The 15,730-nt window shown below is 55.8% G+C and carries 15 protein-coding genes and 1 pseudogene; 7 read left to right on the plus strand and 9 right to left on the minus strand.

All coding sequences use genetic code 11. From position 1 onward, the window contains the following. The 6 genes from IAE27_RS03935 to tssE form a co-directional block, all read left to right on the plus strand. Positions 1–652, plus strand: a 652-nt coding sequence (locus IAE27_RS03935) for a type VI secretion IcmF C-terminal domain-containing protein (protein ID WP_320159729.1), incomplete at its 5' end; no start/stop codon positions are given. A gap of 244 nt (positions 653–896) precedes the next feature. Continuing rightward, entirely contained in the window at positions 897–1,079 is a 183-nt protein-coding gene (locus tag IAE27_RS03940; protein WP_154022647.1) for a hypothetical protein, read from the plus strand. 172 nt (positions 1,080–1,251) lie between these two features. After that, positions 1,252–3,012, plus strand: a complete 1,761-nt coding sequence (tssF, locus tag IAE27_RS03945) for a type VI secretion system baseplate subunit TssF (protein WP_023329599.1) — start codon at positions 1,252–1,254, stop codon at positions 3,010–3,012. Beyond that, positions 2,976–4,061 carry a type VI secretion system baseplate subunit TssG gene (gene tssG / locus IAE27_RS03950; RefSeq protein ID WP_154022645.1) on the plus strand — a complete coding sequence of 362 codons (1,086 nt, stop codon included), beginning with the start codon at positions 2,976–2,978 and terminating at the stop codon, positions 4,059–4,061. Before tssF ends, tssG begins: the two co-directional genes overlap by 37 nt. Beyond that, complete coding sequence (gene tssJ, locus IAE27_RS03955; protein WP_023329601.1) at positions 4,039–4,578, plus strand: type VI secretion system lipoprotein TssJ; 540 nt, start codon at positions 4,039–4,041, stop codon at positions 4,576–4,578. Before tssG ends, tssJ begins: the two co-directional genes overlap by 23 nt. A 2-nt stretch (positions 4,579–4,580) precedes the next feature. Next, positions 4,581–5,069: a type VI secretion system baseplate subunit TssE gene (tssE, locus tag IAE27_RS03960; RefSeq protein WP_187326131.1), complete on the plus strand. Its 489-nt coding sequence runs from the start codon at positions 4,581–4,583 to the stop codon at positions 5,067–5,069. Between the two features lie 148 nt (positions 5,070–5,217). On the opposite strand, the gene IAE27_RS03965 is transcribed toward tssE, so the two are convergent. After that, positions 5,218–6,897: a glycoside hydrolase family 43 protein gene (locus IAE27_RS03965; protein ID WP_142478538.1), complete on the minus strand. Its 1,680-nt coding sequence runs from the start codon at positions 6,895–6,897 to the stop codon at positions 5,218–5,220. A 55-nt stretch (positions 6,898–6,952) separates the two neighbouring features. Then, complete coding sequence (locus IAE27_RS03970) at positions 6,953–8,392, minus strand: MFS transporter (RefSeq protein ID WP_160887467.1); 1,440 nt, start codon at positions 8,390–8,392, stop codon at positions 6,953–6,955. A gap of 1,065 nt (positions 8,393–9,457) precedes the next feature. Between IAE27_RS03970 and IAE27_RS03975 the strand changes: the two are divergent. Then, a pseudogene (locus IAE27_RS03975) lies at positions 9,458–9,795 on the plus strand (carbohydrate porin); the annotation flags it as partial. A 60-nt stretch (positions 9,796–9,855) separates the two neighbouring features. Here IAE27_RS03975 and IAE27_RS03980 read toward each other — a convergent pair. Genes IAE27_RS03980 through IAE27_RS04010 form a run of 7 tightly spaced genes read right to left on the minus strand, consistent with a single transcriptional unit; the run spans position 9,856 to position 15,710 of the window. Further along, the gene (locus tag IAE27_RS03980; RefSeq protein ID WP_049593207.1) at positions 9,856–10,815 is read right to left on the minus strand and encodes a YbgA family protein; all 960 of its coding nucleotides are present in this window, start codon (positions 10,813–10,815) and stop codon (positions 9,856–9,858) included. A gap of 14 nt (positions 10,816–10,829) precedes the next feature. Then, entirely contained in the window at positions 10,830–11,363 is a 534-nt protein-coding gene (locus IAE27_RS03985) for a DUF3833 domain-containing protein (protein ID WP_004112512.1), read from the minus strand. Next, positions 11,360–12,583, minus strand: coding sequence for an SAM-dependent methyltransferase (locus tag IAE27_RS03990; RefSeq protein WP_070557702.1), 1,224 nt, complete (start codon positions 12,581–12,583; stop codon positions 11,360–11,362). The genes IAE27_RS03985 and IAE27_RS03990 overlap by 4 nt, the downstream gene beginning before the upstream one ends. Beyond that, positions 12,580–13,302, minus strand: coding sequence for a DUF1365 domain-containing protein (locus IAE27_RS03995; RefSeq protein ID WP_023329609.1), 723 nt, complete (start codon positions 13,300–13,302; stop codon positions 12,580–12,582). Before IAE27_RS03995 ends, IAE27_RS03990 begins: the two co-directional genes overlap by 4 nt. 1 nt (position 13,303) lies before the next feature. Next, positions 13,304–14,563, minus strand: coding sequence for an NAD(P)/FAD-dependent oxidoreductase (locus IAE27_RS04000; protein ID WP_004101531.1), 1,260 nt, complete (start codon positions 14,561–14,563; stop codon positions 13,304–13,306). Further along, complete coding sequence (locus IAE27_RS04005; protein ID WP_154022641.1) at positions 14,560–15,279, minus strand: SDR family NAD(P)-dependent oxidoreductase; 720 nt, start codon at positions 15,277–15,279, stop codon at positions 14,560–14,562. The genes IAE27_RS04000 and IAE27_RS04005 overlap by 4 nt, the downstream gene beginning before the upstream one ends. Next, positions 15,276–15,710 (minus strand): nuclear transport factor 2 family protein, encoded by a 435-nt coding sequence (locus tag IAE27_RS04010; RefSeq protein ID WP_126489014.1) that lies wholly within the window; start codon positions 15,708–15,710, stop codon positions 15,276–15,278. The genes IAE27_RS04005 and IAE27_RS04010 overlap by 4 nt, the downstream gene beginning before the upstream one ends. Positions 15,711–15,730 lie beyond the last annotated feature (20 nt).

A 15,730-nucleotide genomic window follows, 5' to 3' on the forward strand; every position in this document is an offset into this window, starting at 1 on the left:
GGCGTTTATCCGCCGCGATACCGGACGTATTGACCGTTTTCTCAGTACGGAGCTGGGCGGGGTGCTGCGCCGGGAGGGCAGCGACTGGGTGGCGGACAGCACCCGCAGCCAGGGGCTGACCTTCAGCCCGGCCTTCCTGAACGCGGTGAACCAGCTCAGCCAGCTGTCCGATATCCTGTTCACCGACGGCAGCCAGGGCATCAGCTTTGAAATGCAGGGGGTGGCGATGCGGGAAGTGGTGGAAACAGCGCTGACGCTTGACGGGCAGACGCTGCACTATTTTAACCAGCTGGCCGACTGGCAGCGCTTCCGCTGGCCGGGGGCGATGAATAAACCGGGGGCGATGCTGACCTGGACGTCAACGACGGCGGGAAGCCGTCTGTATGCAAACCACAGCGGCCCGTGGGGCGTCATCCGGATGCTGGAGCCGATGGCGCGGCAGAAAGCGGGGGACGGGCTGTACCGGCTGACCGTCACCGCACCGGACAGGCGGCAGCTGCAGTGGCTGCTGCGCACGGAGCTGGGCGACGGTCCGCTGGCGCTGCTGAAGCTGCGCAACTTCAGGCTGCCGGCGCAGATATTCAGCGCCGGTGTCCCGGCAGCCGGCCGCACGGATGAAGAGGGGTATGAAGCGGGGGAGGTGAGTGAATGATGAACCCGGTGGCGGCCAGCCGCGACGATATTTGACGGTCTTAAGACCTCTTCGGCGGTGACTGGAAATGACCCCTCCCCCTCGTATGAAGCTATTGTGTCGGAGACGGGACGCGGCGAAGCAGAACAAATCCGGTTACGGCCGGAGAGAGAATTGTTACCTGGCGTACTGAGATCTGTCTTATCGCTCAGAACGGCGGGTAGTGCGTCAGTAATCTGAATATCGACCCATTAAGGAGAGCGCAATGGCGATAGGGAATGATTTGATTCGCGGTGACAGAACTACCTGCGGCGGATTTATCTGCCGGTTCACTATGCTGGGCGTACCGGTTGCGCGTGAAATAGACCGGGTAACGGGTGGTCAACATCCGGGTATATACACGATCGCTGGCTCTATTCCTGGAGACAGTCTTGATGGCCTGGGGTAGGCCGGAACGTTGCACAATAAAAGTTCCTGTCCTGGCCCGGTTCGGTTTATCGCCTCAATGATGAACGATACCTATGAGCTGTGATGCTGCTAAGGGTGTATCAGATCGTTCTTCCTTCCCGCGCTTTTAACAAAACGCGTTCATGTTGCTACAAGGCACAGCATAAAATTCTATGGATGACTTAACTCTGCGTTATTTTGACGCCGAAATGCGTTACCTGCGTGAAGCAGGTGAAGAATTCGCCCGCGCCCATCCTGACCGGGCAGCGGCCTTAAATCTCGACAAAGCGGGCGCGCGCGACCCGTATGTGGAACGCCTGTTTGAAGGCTTCGCCTTTCTGATGGGCCGCCTGCGGGAAAAACTCGACGACGATCTGCCGGAACTGACCGGCGGTCTGGTCAGCATGATCTGGCCACATTACCTGCGTACCATTCCCTCGCTCTCCATTGTCGAATTCACCGCGGACTGGCATGAACTGAAAGAACCTCTACGCATAGAAAAGGGCTTTGGCATACTTTCGCAGCCTATTGGCGAAAAGCGCACCCGTTGCCATTACACCACTACGCAACCGTTAACTTTGCTCCCCTTGTCGCTTATCCGGGCGGGGATGTCGACGGAAGCGGACGGGCGCTCGCTTATCCGCCTGCGCTTTGAGTGCAGCTCGCTGGCAGACTGGAGCCGCATCGATGTAAGCCGCGTCCCGCTCTATCTGAATGCCGATGCGCCGCTGGCCTGCGCTCTGCATGAGGCGCTGACGCTCCGGGTGGCGAAAACGTATGTTCGCCTCCCCGGCAATGCCGAACGCAGGCCGCTGGACGCCCGTTTTGCCGTCTGCGGTTTCAGTCAGGATGAGGCGCTACTGCCGGAGAGCGGCAGCTTCAGCGGTTATCAGCTACTGCTGGAGTATTTTTCCTTCCGGGAAAAATTTATGTCGGTGTCGCTGCGCGGCCTGGAAAATGTGAATTTCCCTGAGGTTCTGGCGTGGTTTGAAATTGATATCGTGCTGGAGAAACAGTGGCCGCACGAATATGCGCTGTCGGAGAAAAATCTGCGCCTGCATTGCGCGCCGGTGATTAATCTGTTCCCTCTGGAGTCCGATCCGCTGCACCTGGACTCGTTGCAGACCGAATATCTGCTGCGCCCGATGCGTATCCAGGATGGGCATACCGAGATTTATTCCGTGGATTCGGTCACTTCCTCGCGCCATTCCGGCCATCAGACGTATGTGCCCTTTACCAGCTTCCGTCACAAAGGGGGCATGCTGCGCCATGATGCGCCGGAATATTACTATCATACGCGGGTGAAGCCCGGTCCTTCCGGACTGCACGACACCTGGCTGATGCTCGGCGGCGAGGCGTTTGATAACCACAGCGTACCTGAGCATGAAAAGCTATCGCTCAGCCTGACCGGCACTAATGGTCAACTGCCGCGCCGGGCGCTACAGAGCGCGCTGCTGGATACGGTGGTGAAATCCACCGCCACGCCTATCCAGGTGCGCAATCTTTGCGCCCCGACGCTGCCGTGCTATCCGCCGGATCGCGACCGATTTCACTGGCGAGTACTGAGTCATCTCGGCAGCAGCTTCCTGTGGATGATGGATAACGCCGACGTGCTGCGCGGCGCGCTGGCCCTCTATGACTGGACCGATAACGAGATGAATCGCCGCCGCCTGGAGGCGATTGTCGATGTCAGGCACAGCGAGGTGGAACGTTTTGCGCAGGGCCATTTTCTGCGCGGCGTACAGATTGAGGTGACCCTCGACAGCAGCGGCTTCGCCGGGCACGGCGATATCTGCCTGTTTGGCGAAATGCTGAACCGCTTTTTCGCGCTCTATACCGATATTCATCTGTTCAACCATCTGATTCTGATACTACAACCTGGGGGAGAACGTCTCGAATGGCAGGAGAACCACAACCGCCGTATTCCCGGCTGAGCCCCCGGCTGGAGCGGGAAATCCATCGCATTAACTTCTACCGCTTCTGCCAGTTACTGGAAAAGCGTCACCCGGAAGCCTCCCCGTTGGGCGGTACTCTGAACCCGACCAGCGATCCGGTACGTTTTCGCCCGCATCCGGGAATGGGCTTCCCGGTTAGCGAGCTAAAAGCGGTGGAATATGATGAGTATCATCCTGATGCGCCGCCGACGGTGCGTACGACGTTTATGGGGCTCTACGGCGTCGACTCACCCCTGCCCACCGCATGGCTCGATGATATCGCCCGACAGCGGGAAGGGCACGAAGCGCAGGAGGCCTTTCTCGATATCTTTAACCACCGCATTCTGACGCAGTTCTATCGCATCTGGCGAAAATATTCGTACCCGGCGACGTTTGAAGCGGGCGGCAGGGACAGCACCTCGCAGAGTCTACTGGGACTTATCGGTCTGGGTATACCGGGTACCGCAAAGCATATCGCCACTCCGACGTCGCGTTTTCTGGCGCTGCTCGGCATCATGCGCCTGCCTGCGCGTACCGAAGAGGGCGTGCAGGCGCTGGTACGGCTGCTGGCTCCCCGCACGCAGGCCCGCGTCACGCCGCACTCTCCGCGCCCGTTTTCCATCAGCCATCCTCTGGGGTTTTACGACAATGACGATTTTCTGCTTGATGGCTATAGCGTGCTGGGCGATGAAACGACAGAGGTCAGCAGCCAGCTGTTGATTGCGCTGTATACGGATGATATTGCCGAGACGCAGGGATGGTTACCGGAAGGGCAGCTATATCAGGACTTTGTGGTCCTGCTGCGGGTCTATCTCGGGTGGCGCTATAAGGCGCGGATACAGCTGACCGTTCCTGCTCAGCTACTGGCTGCGCCGGTGCTGGGCGACTCCCCTTTTATGCTCGGCATGACGGGAGTACTGGGTGTGGAGGGGGAAACGATCCCGCCCGATATCCCCGCCGCTTTTACTATTGAGCCAGGCAACTATAACGGAATGCCGTCTGCAACTTTACAACAAGGAAACCAACGTGTTGCGTATCACTTCGATTAAGCGATCTACCTTACTACTTATACCGTTAATGCTGACGGGGTGTGGCCTGACACAGAAAATTAGCGACGGCACCTCATCGGTAGTGAAATCGGTCTTTTATAAACCGGTAAAAACCCTGCATCTGGACGTGACTGGCCGGGCAGAGCTGAACACCGATGAGCGGGAAAATGCCTCATTCTCCCAGCCGGTGATGGTATGGGTGTACCAGCTCAGGGACCGTAAGGCGTTTGATCAATTGCTCTATCAGCAGCTGGCTTCGGAAGGCGATAATGCTGCCGGAAACGAACTGCTTGCCAGCCATAGCCTGGTGGTGAAACCCGGCGCAGACGCCAGCCTCGACATGCCGATGGATGAAAGAACGCAGTTTATCGCGGTGGTGGGGCTGTTTCGGGCGCCGGATATGGTGAGGAATGACTGGAAGCTGGTACTGAGACGCGACGACCTCGATCCGGACAAACCGCGCGTTATTGAAGCCAGCCAACATCGTCTGACGCTGCAACCGAAGAAGGATGACTGATGATGGGGGGAACTTCTCTGTATGAAATGCTCTACGGCAATTTTGCCGGAGGGACTGCACTGGACCAGGTGAGCGAAGAAACCCAGGTGATTCTGTCGGTTCTGGATAATATGCAGCGCATTCTTAACTGTCGCGCAGGGACGCTGGCGCATCTTCCGGATTATGGCCTGCCGGATATGACTAAAATTCTGCAGGGTATGCCAGGGACGGCCCATGAACTGATGAGCATCCTGTCGACCGTGTTGCTTAAATATGAGCCCAGGCTAAAGAAAGTGAAGGTGGTTCTGCTGGCGCAGGCGATGGCGGGCGAGCTGCGCTATGGGCTTGATGCTGAGCTGAGGGGTATTGGCCTGGTACGTTATGGTACCGTATTTATGCCCGAGGGAAGGGTGCTTATTCGTCATCTGAAGCAGCAGCATTACCTGGAGGCACATTCCGCAATCCAGGTTTTGCAGGCTGGTATCATCAGCTCGTCCAACGCTGAAGTTTGATGAGAACCGGCGACGGCCCGTGCCCGCCGGGGAATGATGCGCGTTAAAGATGAAAACGCGCCATCGACGCTTTTCTTGCGAGCTGGCGCGGTCCGCCGCGCCAGCTCCGCCTGCAGAGACGTTTGGCTACCCCTGACCTGCGGGCCGTTTAATAACTACGTAACTCACTGGCTTCCCAGCTATAAACCTCATTACCAACTAACGAATCGCCAAGTTCCTGATAATCAAAATGATAAAACTCAGCGCTGGCGCCATAGCCGGAGTAGTCGACTGCCGCAAGGCCAACAAACGCTCCGGTAAAGAAACCGCCATAGCTCTGCAAGACATAGTCATCTGAAAGGATAGCGGCATCTAACCTGACCGGGATTTCAGTGAACGCGACGCCATCAAAGCTATATTCATAGCTATACGTTTCCTTCCTGACTTTGCTGCGCAACCAGACATATTCGACATGCTCTGGCACCTTAATGGCATTATCTTTCAGATAGGAAGTATATTTTCCGCGATTATTTTCCCCTATCTCAATGACCCTTCCATTAATTTCATTCCAGGTAACAAACACAAAGCTCCAGTGGCGATCGTTATAGTAATTCGTTAATCCTGCCATTTGCTGGTAGTTGAACGGATCAAATTTTACTTTTACCTGGGCATCAAAATAAAAGGCTTGCCAGCGGCGGGCAATCAGCGACAGATCGTGCGTATTGGCTAAAGAGCCCTGGCCGATTAAGGTGAGTTTTCCGTGTCCGGTAGTACCCATTTTCTCGCTAAAGGGCACCCGCAGCGTATTCCAGTTGGGATCGAGCGTCGGCGTGGTAAAGTCGTCGTGCTGGCTACGATCCTCTGCAATTTCGGTATAAATGGCGTCTTTCGGCCCCTCGACGAATGTTTTACCGCCGTGACCGCCCGCAATACGCGGCCAGCCATCTTCATCCCAGTACACTTTTTGGATCGACGTTTCTCTGCCGAGGGTTGACCAGCCGCGAGGATCGTAGACCGACTCGCCAGGGCGATTCCACGGACGAGCGCAGAGCGAGGCATAGTACCATTCGCCTCCTGGGGTAGAAACTAAGGCGCCATGCCCTTGCTTTTGGATATAGCTGTCTGGCGTATCAACATTCGTTAAGAAGACGTCTCCCGGTTCGGTGGTAAAACTGTAGGCTTCCAGCGTTTTTGAGCGGGCAACCACTTCCTGGTGGGTAAATACGGTCCCTCCCTGAGCGGCAAAAAGATAATAATATCCGTTGAGTTTATAGAGATGCGGCCCTTCAACGAGGCCAACGGCAGTCCCACGATAAATGGTACGCGCGGTTCCTGGCATTAATTTCAGGGTTTTGGTATCCAGTTCGGTTAACGTAATGCCGTCAAAAGGGTGGTGATATTCGCGATGATCCCAGGTTTGCTGCACGATATATTTTCGGCCATCATCATCGTGGAAAAGAGAGGCATCAAAACCCACGCCGTTAAGCTTGACAGGATCGCTCCAGGGGCCGCGAATATCGGTTGCGGTGGTCAGATAGTTAGTCATGTCTTTAAAGGCGCCTTCGGTGACTTTGACATCGGTATACACTAACCAGAATTGACCGTCGGCCCAGGAGAGCGCCGGCGCCCAAATGCCGCCGGATGAGGGGTTGCCTTTCATATCCAGCAGGGTGGTCGTTGACAAAGGCGCAGGGAGAAGATTCCAGTGCTCAAGGTCTTTTGACTCATGTAAACGAACGCCAGGAAACCACTCAAATGTAGAGTTGGCGATATAGTAAGTGTCCTCAACACGGATAATACTGGGGTCGGCATTAAATCCACGTAAAATAGGGTTTTGAATAAGAGACATATCATTACACCTTTTTTATTTAAAAGTTCCAACTGCGTCAGATTTATATTTTTAACTACACGCGTATCTCATCAAGCTGACGATTGATATCGGTCACGTTTTTGTCCGAGATGGGATAAACCTGGATAATGATCATTGAAATAATCGCCAAAGCAATCGGGATCCAAACTGCGGTCATTATAATCCCCTCGATTGCGCTGGCACTTTGCCGGGCGCCGGTTTCATTGAAGCCATAAACGGCCAGCAACCACAGAGGAATCGCGCCGCCGATAGTAAAGCCAATCTTAAAAAAGAGCCCCATAATAGCGTTAATGATGGCAGCGTTTCGTTTGCCCGATTTTAGTTCGCCATATGCAATCACTTCCGGCACCAGCGCCCACATGAAGCCGGTCGCTGACGTTAAGCCCCACTGTTTAATAAATGTCGCGATGTAAGCAAGCCACAGCGCATCGTGCATACCCTCGCGCGACCAAATATAGGTTAATAATTCACCGACAATGAACATGGCCAGAAAAAGATGGAAGAACCCTTTTTTGCCAAAAATTTTCTTGAGTCGCGGCCAGAAAATGGGGAAAGCAATGCCCGGAATAGAGGCGACCAGGCCAACTGCCCCCATCCATTCTGAATGGCCAACAACGTACTGATTGAAAAAGCCATTTACCGTGTTCATAAAAAACATGAACGTAAAGGCCAGCATAAAGAACAGTCCGAGAATAACCAGCGGGCGATTATGTTTGAGCTCAAGAAAAAGATCGGTGGTTTTGACGTTAGCCGTCTGTTCCGCTGTCGCCACCACACGTTCTTTGGTGAATTTATAGCAGATGAAAAGCGCCAGCGCGCCAATAAACATATAAATTGAGTAAACGCCAAACCAGGCATAGTTCGCAGAAGGATCGGTATAGTTACCCAGATTGAGTTCAATACCAAAAAAACCGGTGTCCTTCAGGCTGCGATCTTTAGGCGAAGCCATTTGTACAAACATCGGGAACAGAGTATAGACAAGCAGGTTGGCGCTGTTGGCGAGCATCATTCGCGTACTGGTGAGCTTATCAATCGATTCCGGGTCGCGCGTCAGTGAAGCGTTAAGTGAACCATAAGGAATATTCACGAGCGAATAGACTAAATCCAGCGCCAGATAGATGATAAAAGCAAAAGGGACTGAACCGCGGACGCCGGGGATCGGGGCAAAAAGTAAAGCGGAAAGGATCACCAGCGGCGCGCCGGCTCTGAGCAGCCAGGGACGGTATTTCCCGGCGTTCGATGTTCTCTTGTCAACGAAAGTTCCCACCATCGGATCCCAAAAGACATTGATGATGCGGACAAAAAGGAATATAAACCCTGCCGTTGCTGTACTGATGGTATTAACCGTCAGCATGTGCAAAGCAAGAAAACCGCCAATTGTGCCAAAAACCAGGTTTTGAGCAAAGTCGCCCATCCCATAACCAATACGTTCCCCGCGAGTTAATTTATGATATTCGTCATGGCGACTTTGCATTATGTTTTTACCCATGCTGAGCAGACTCCGGCTTGTTGTGTAGATGTGTAACACTTTCTGACATAAATGATCTCGAAGAATCTATTACGTTTTTAAATTAATTTATTATGTTTTTTTACTTCTGTGATCATCAAAGCAAAGGCAACTCCAGAGTATGTTGAGTCGCTACACAAAAATGCTATTCCGCCTGCGTTGGAATTTTCTAAAACCACCATTTTATCCCTTACAACTTGCATTCCTGCATAAAATGTACGCCAGATAGCTCCCCGAGTATTATATATATAAAGCTGTTATTTGCGAGATGGCTCACATTTGGGGCTTTTCTTAATCACTGAGTGAAATAACGTAATTCAATGACCGGGCAGGAGAATAGAGGATGTGCCACAATTATTAATTTACTTTTCCCTTGATTTTGGCGTTTAGCATGCAACGGTATTTTGCGAGGGGCACGGTCAGCGTTTTTACCACCAGCGCGGCGCTGTCGCAGTCGAGTCGTTACGGTGTTCCTGGCGGTAGCGCAGGTTAATACGTCCATCACTGCCGGCGGGTGTTTGGGCGCTCCGCAAGCCTTGTGGACGCTTGCGCTGCAATAAAGGCATGCAGTCGAAAAGGAGAGGGACGGGACAATAACGTTTTTACCCATACTGTTTTGCATTTTTGCAGCCGATGAAGACTTGCCGGGTATATGCCGCAATAATCGTAAGGATATATCCGCAGGGTTTTCCTTATACCCTATGAAAAATAGCTGGGGGCTGTTGGAATAAGGATATACGTTCCGTCGCAAATGCCTGAGCCGTTACTGAGTTCACTGCTGGTCCGCGAATTATCCTTAGGGTGGATTTATGCGGATTAGCGTTAATGATGACTCGTTTATTAGGGAGGTGCGACATCCCGAATAGTGAAAAAACCTCAGTGGCCGGACAAAATAAAAATGAAATTGTTCTCATGATAGCGGCATATTCTGCCTGCCCGGAATGGGATTGTTATTATCTGAATAAGATTAACCTGTCTTGAGATAAACATGATAATGATAATAACTTTCATCAACGATGGCGGTTATCGCCGCTGGTCTTCCGCGACTATGACAACGGCAAGGATACTAGCGACAACCGTAAAACGATGGCGCCATTGTGCGACCAATGTACTTCTGGAACGATGTGCATTCGGTCTGGCTGGAAGCAAGCTATCAGCGCGTCGATTACGATCGGGGCGGCGAGAATCACGGCTGGAAGCTGACGTTGTCGCAAAACATCGCCATTGGCATGGGGGCGGAGAGCCACCCGATGCTGCGGTTCTACGTTCCCGGCGGCCGGGTGGACAATAAGCACATCGCCAAAGTGAACGACAGCAGCGTCGAACGGCTGCATTCGTTAAACGTCGGCGGGATGTTTGAGGCGTGGTTCCAGGTCTGCCGGTATCTACGCGAACAGGCTTGTGCCGGCCTGTTCGCGGGTTCTGTAGACTTAATTCACCGTCAGGCGCAGGGCCAGATCCTGCGGATAGGGATCAAAGTAGTTCTGCGTCTGCAGGTAACGATCCGGGTATTCCGCCAGATAGTGCTTAAGCAGCGTTAGCGGTGCGAGGATCGGCAGCAGTCCGGAGCGATAGTTAAGGATCACGTCGCGTAACTCGCCGCGCTGGCGGCTGTTCAGCTGGTTACGGAAGTAGCCCTGAATATGCATCAGTACGTTGGTGTGATTTTTACGCGAGGCGGGCTTTTTCAGGATCGCCATCAATTTGTCGCGGTACGCCACAAAGAAAGCCTCCAGATCCTCCCATTCATGCAGCGAGGCAACGAACGGGCCAATTTCCCGGTAACCCGCCTGATGGTGAGCCAGCAGCTGAAGCTTATAGCGGCTATGGAAATCCAGCAGCCCACGGCGCGTCAGGCCACTTTTGTGCAAGCAGTTGAGCTCGTGCAGGGCAAAAACTCTTTCGACAAAATTCTCACGCAGCGCCGGATCGTGCAGGCGGCCGTCCTCTTCCACCGGTAGCCAGGGATATTTCTCCAGCAGCGCGGCGGTAAATAACCCTGTGCCTTCTTTACGTCCGCGATTGCCCTTATCATCATACAGCCGCACGCGCTCCATACCGCAGCTCGGTGATTTGGCGCAGACGATAAATCCCGATAGTTCGCCCAGCGTCGTAAGGTGGGCGCTGGCAAAATCGGCCATTTTCTCCGTTACGTCGTCGTGCGGAGCATGGGTGAAGCGCATGCGGATATCCCCTTCGCGAGTCTGGACCAGCCGCAGCGCAGGCCGGGGAACGGGCAGGCCGATCGCCATCTCCGGACAGACGGGCTTAAACGCGACCCATTGCGCCAGCTCATCCATCACGAATCCCATTCGCTTATGCCCGCCGTCGAATCGCACGGCTGCACCGGTCAAACATCCGCTGATCCCAATCACAGGTTGTGTGCTCATGGCATAATCCTCTTTTATTGTGCTGTCCGGGTGAAGAAAAGGGTGACGGTGGCGACGGTAACGCCAAATTTCTTCATCTCCGTTTTGTTGAACAGATGCACGCCGTCCTGCAGGAACATCCAGTCGTCGAAATCGAGTAGCCAGCGGCTACCCTCGGCTTTTACGTTCATGCTGTAGCGCCAGTGAAAAGCGTTTCCCGATGCCTTGCCAAGCGCCACGCCGGTAATATCGCCAGCGGTGCCTTGATAACGGTTGTCGCCGGTGCGGCGAATGCGCCATACCCGCTGCTGCTTTTCGCCATCATCGTAGACAAAGCGTTCATGTAGCGTCAGCGTGTCGCCAACAACCTCACCGTCAATCTCAACATGAAAGCGGCGTAGCTGCTTGCCATTGCGATCCTGCACCATCCCCCATGCTTCGGTTTTACCCTGAAAATAGTGGAAGATATCCAGCGCCGGCTGCTGCTGTCGATAATCGGTCACTTCGGCGCTGCAGCCCGCCAGCGCCAGCATCAGCAGCGCGAGGCCAAGGGTCAAAATGCGTTTCATGATGTTCGCTCCGCGGTGAGCTGCACGACGCTGATGGTGCGGGCGTTAAATCCGGCCTCACAGTAGCCGAAGTAATAAAGCCACATGCGGCGGAAACGTTCATCAAAGCCGAGCTTCTCGATATCCTGCCAGGCGTGGAGAAAACGCTGCCGCCAGTGGGCCAGGGTACGGGCGTAGTCCGGGCCCATATCTAACAGATCGCGCATCACAAAATCGGTATGGCGCGTCATCAGTTCGTTCATCACTGTAATGCTGGGCAAAAATCCGCCCGGAAAGATATAGCGCTGAATAAAATCCACGCTTTTGCTGTAGCCGCGATAGCGCTGGTCCTGGATGGTGATTGCCTGGATCGCCATCCTGCCGCCCGGACGCAAGCGCGCCTGACAGGTGCGGAAAAAAGCCGGCAGATAGCGTTGGCCCACGGCCTCAATCATCTCCACCGACAGCAGCTTGTCGTACTGGCCGGTGAGATCGCGGTAATCGCAGAGCAGCACGTCGATGCGATCCTGAAGCCCGGCGCGGGCAATCCGCGCTTTGGCCCACTGAAACTGTTCCTGCGACAGGGTGGTGGTGGTGACCCGACAGCCGTAATGGCGAGCGGCGAATTCGGCCATTGCCCCCCAGCCGGTACCGATCTCCAGCAAATGATCGCCGGGCGTAAGCGCCAGACGCTCGCACAGGCGCGCCATTTTAGCCCGCTGGGCCTGGGTGAGATCCTGACCGTCATCAGTAAACAGCGCGCTGGAGTAGAGGAGCTCGTCGTCAAGAAAGCGGGCGTAAAAGTCGTTGCCCAGATCGTAATGGGCGGCAATATTCTCCTTCGCCTGCGCGCGCGAGTTGCGGCGCGTCCAGTGGCGCAGTCGTTCTACGGGCTTGCCCAGTAGCCGGAAGCCGCGCTCCAGCCGCCCCAGCACCTGGCCGTTGCGCGCCAGGATCTGCAGCAACTGCGTCAACTGCTGGCTCTCCCATTCGCCGTCCATCCAGGCCTCCGCCGCGGCAAGGCTGCCGCCAGTGAGTAAGCGCCAGTAGACGCCCGCGGAGAGGACCTGCGCGTCGGCGCGTAACGCTGCGGCGGGGTCGCCAAAGTGAAAGGTCTGCGCCCCTTCGCGAACGGTGAGCGAGCCTTCACGAATGCCGCTCAACAGACGAAAGAGCAACCAGCGCGCGATACGTACGTTGCGCGGGATATCGGGCTCAAGCGCAAAAACGGGATCGGTCATGAGCGTTCACTCCTGCTGACAGGATGGTTGTACAGCGGCACGCGCTTGAGCCACAGCCGTAGCGCCTGCCAGTAAATCGCGAGAACGGTTTTCAGCGTCATCAGCGGAATGCGCAGCAGCAGCCCTCGCAGGTTGGCCCGGGTTAAGGGTTCACGGCTCAGGGCCAGCGTGGCATCGAAGACTTTTGCCGTCTGATGGTTCTCAATATGCATATGCAGCGTTTTACCGGGCCGGTTGAATCGCCAGTGATAGACCATGTCCATCGGGTTAAACGGCGAGACGTGAAAGGCCTTATCCAGCGGACGCGTCCGTTGGCCGTCCACGGCGTAGTAATGCCGTTCATTCCACGGCGTGTTGCGCACTTCTGCCAGTACCCAGCGCAGGGCGCCTGCGCCGTCATAGCAGTAGTAAAAGTTGACCGGGTTAAAATGAAAGCCCAGATAGCGCAGCTGGGTCAGCAGCATAACGCGGCCATCCGGACGCGTGCCGGTCAGGCTTTCCAGCCGATTCAGAACCTGCGCTTTCAGCGGCGTACCCAGCGGGTAATCCGCATCGTAAAAAGAGGCGGCAGCAAAACTATTGCGGCGGATACCCACTTCGCTGAGCAGGTCCAGTTCATCCAGATCGAGCCAGGCCATGAAGATGCGATAGCGAAAATGGTGCGCTTTCGGCTGGAGACGGCGGTGGCGTAATACCCCTTCATACAGGCAACTGTTCATTTCAGCGATTCTCCGTCGCGGCGATGCCGTTGACCACATCGAGGGCGCTGCGCACGCCATCTTCATGGAAGCCGTTATACCAGTACGCGCCGCAGAACCAGCTCCGCTGGCGGCCGTTGATCTCCTCGCGCCGCAGCTGAGCCGACCCGCTTTGTGGATTAAACAACGGATGTTCATAGACCATACGCTTCCAGACGAAGCGCGGGTCCACCGGCGTCGGCGGATTGAGGGTGACGCAGAACAGCGGGGCGTCGGCAGGCAGGCCCTGAAGAATATTCATGTTGTAGGTGACGCAGGCGCTGGCCTGATCCTGCTCGCTCAGGCGATAGTTCCAGCTGGCCCAGGCGCGCTTACGCACCGGCAGCCAGCGGGGATCGCTGTGCAGAACCACCTCGTTGCGCTGCCAGCCGATATCGCCCAGAATCTCGCGTTCGGCGACGGTGGGTTCCGCCAGCATGGCCAGCGCATCGGCCGAATGGCAGGCGAAGATAGCCTGATCGAAATGCTCCTCTCCCGTTGCCAGTTGCAACGTCACGCCATCCTGACCGCGGATAACGTTTTGCACTGGCGTATTGAGGCGGAGGCTCAGGCGATCGCCAGACCGGGCAAGCAGGGCGCGGACGTATTCGCGCGAGCCGCCGGGCACCACGTACCACTGCGGACGCTGGCGGATATCCAGCAGGCCGTGATTATCAAAGAAGCGTAAGAACAGCGCCAGCGGGAAGCGGCGCATCTCCTGTAGCGACGAAGACCAGATAGCGGCCCCCATCGGCAGAATGTAGTGGCGCGCAAAAAAAGGGCTAAAGCGGTGGCGCTCGAGAAAGGTCTGTAGCGTGGCGGCCGGGTCGAACGCGCCTCCCAGAGCCTGCTTCGCCAGCCGATTAAAACGGACGATTTCTCTCAGCAGCCCCCAGAAGGCCGGCTTAAGCAGATTGCGTCGCTGGGCGAAAAGCGAACTCAGGCTATGACCGTTATACTCCAGGCCACTCTGCGGGTTATGGACCGAAAAGCTCATTTGCGTTTTTTGGCCGCGGATCCCCAGCTCGCTCAGCAGGCCGATAAAGTGCGGATAGGTGCGATCGTTATACACAATGAATCCGGTATCGATGGCCCACGTACCCTGCGGCGTGGCGATATCCACCGTGGCGGTGTGCCCTCCCGGCGTGGATGCAGCTTCGAACAGGGTTACCTGGTGTTGCGCGGCAAGACGCCATGCGCAGGTCAGCCCGGCAATCCCGCTACCAATAATCGCGATTTTCATGACCGTACCATCCTGCGTAACAGCTTGCGTTGAAGACTTTGAGGAAGCCCGGCCAGCAGGCGCAGAAGCAGACAAAAGCCAGTCGGGAAGGCGATACGATCGTGACCTTTCGCCAGGCCGCGGCGAATGGCTTTCACCGCCTGCTCCACGCTCACCTGTCCAGGCATTGAAAAATCGTTCTGACGCGTTAGTGGGGTATCAACAAACCCTGGCGAAACGACCGTGACGGCGATCCCTCGTGGCTCCCAGTCCAGGCGCAGACTGTTGGCAAACCAGGTCAGCGCCGCTTTCGATGCGCCATAGGCCTCGGCCCGTGGAAAGGGCAGCCAGTGCGCCATCGAGCTCACCAGTACCACGCGATTCCCGGCTGACAGCTGCGACTGAAGCGCTGCCAGGCAGTTCACCGGCCCGAGAAAATTGGTGGTGATGACTCTTTCAACCAGCCCGGCATCAACCATGCCGCGATCGAGGTATTCGCAGGTCCCGGCGCAGAGAATGACCCAATCGGCGCGGTAGTTAGCGAGCGTCTGGCGACAGGCATCTCTGTCCGTCATATCGAATGAGAGGACGCGGATGTTGGGGCTGTGCTGCTGTAGCGCCGCCAGACGAGACGGATCGCGGCCGCAGGCAATGACAAGATGACCATCCGCAGCAAAGGATCTGGCGAGCCCGGCGCCAATGCCGGAGCTGGAGCCGGTGATCAGAACTGTCATCATTTCCGCACCCTCCGCTTGACGCCGCGCACCGCCGATCCCAGCAGGGGAAGATGTTCATACAGCATCTCTCCGGCGTCGTAGTAGTCACGCTGATGAATAATGCGTTCGTCCTCAATGGTGACCGTTGAACATCCCGCAAGCTCTAGCGCCGCTCCGCCGGCAAGTCGCGGATGCGACCAGTGCATGGTCCAGGCGACGGCAAAGCGTTGACCGGCGCAGAGCGGGGCATCGAGGGTGAAATGGCAGTGATCCACGTTAGCCAGCAGGTGTGAAAGGTAATCCTGGATTGCGGCCAGTCCCTGATGTTGGCCAAAAGGATCGATCAGCACGGCATGGGCATGGTACAGCTCGGCCAGCGCTGAGGGCGGCTGGGTATCCAGCGTGGCATAGTACGCGCTAAAACGACTGATGGCGGACGACGAGGGACGCATAGGTCACTTCCTGAGTAAAC

Origin of the sequence: Klebsiella sp. S69, from assembly GCF_016516145.1 — a bacterium.
Lineage (GTDB): Bacteria > Pseudomonadota > Gammaproteobacteria > Enterobacterales > Enterobacteriaceae > Klebsiella > Klebsiella oxytoca.

What these genes read in the sequence shown, in the direction of transcription:
- IAE27_RS03940 (WP_154022647.1), top strand. Translation starts at nt 897, where the DNA reads ATGGCGATAGGGAATGATTTGATTCGCGGTGACAGAACTACCTGCGGC.
- tssF (WP_023329599.1), top strand. Translation starts at nt 1,252, where the DNA reads ATGGATGACTTAACTCTGCGTTATTTTGACGCCGAAATGCGTTACCTG.
- tssG (WP_154022645.1), top strand. Translation starts at nt 2,976, where the DNA reads ATGGCAGGAGAACCACAACCGCCGTATTCCCGGCTGAGCCCCCGGCTG.
- tssE (WP_187326131.1), top strand. Translation starts at nt 4,581, where the DNA reads ATGGGGGGAACTTCTCTGTATGAAATGCTCTACGGCAATTTTGCCGGA.
- IAE27_RS03965 (WP_142478538.1), bottom strand. Translation starts at nt 6,897, where the DNA reads ATGTCTCTTATTCAAAACCCTATTTTACGTGGATTTAATGCCGACCCC.
- IAE27_RS03970 (WP_160887467.1), bottom strand. Translation starts at nt 8,392, where the DNA reads ATGCAAAGTCGCCATGACGAATATCATAAATTAACTCGCGGGGAACGT.
- IAE27_RS03980 (WP_049593207.1), bottom strand. Translation starts at nt 10,815, where the DNA reads ATGAGCACACAACCTGTGATTGGGATCAGCGGATGTTTGACCGGTGCA.
- IAE27_RS03985 (WP_004112512.1), bottom strand. Translation starts at nt 11,363, where the DNA reads ATGAAACGCATTTTGACCCTTGGCCTCGCGCTGCTGATGCTGGCGCTG.
- IAE27_RS03990 (WP_070557702.1), bottom strand. Translation starts at nt 12,583, where the DNA reads ATGACCGATCCCGTTTTTGCGCTTGAGCCCGATATCCCGCGCAACGTA.
- IAE27_RS03995 (WP_023329609.1), bottom strand. Translation starts at nt 13,302, where the DNA reads ATGAACAGTTGCCTGTATGAAGGGGTATTACGCCACCGCCGTCTCCAG.
- IAE27_RS04000 (WP_004101531.1), bottom strand. Translation starts at nt 14,563, where the DNA reads ATGAAAATCGCGATTATTGGTAGCGGGATTGCCGGGCTGACCTGCGCA.
- IAE27_RS04005 (WP_154022641.1), bottom strand. Translation starts at nt 15,279, where the DNA reads ATGATGACAGTTCTGATCACCGGCTCCAGCTCCGGCATTGGCGCCGGG.
- IAE27_RS04010 (WP_126489014.1), bottom strand. Translation starts at nt 15,710, where the DNA reads ATGCGTCCCTCGTCGTCCGCCATCAGTCGTTTTAGCGCGTACTATGCC.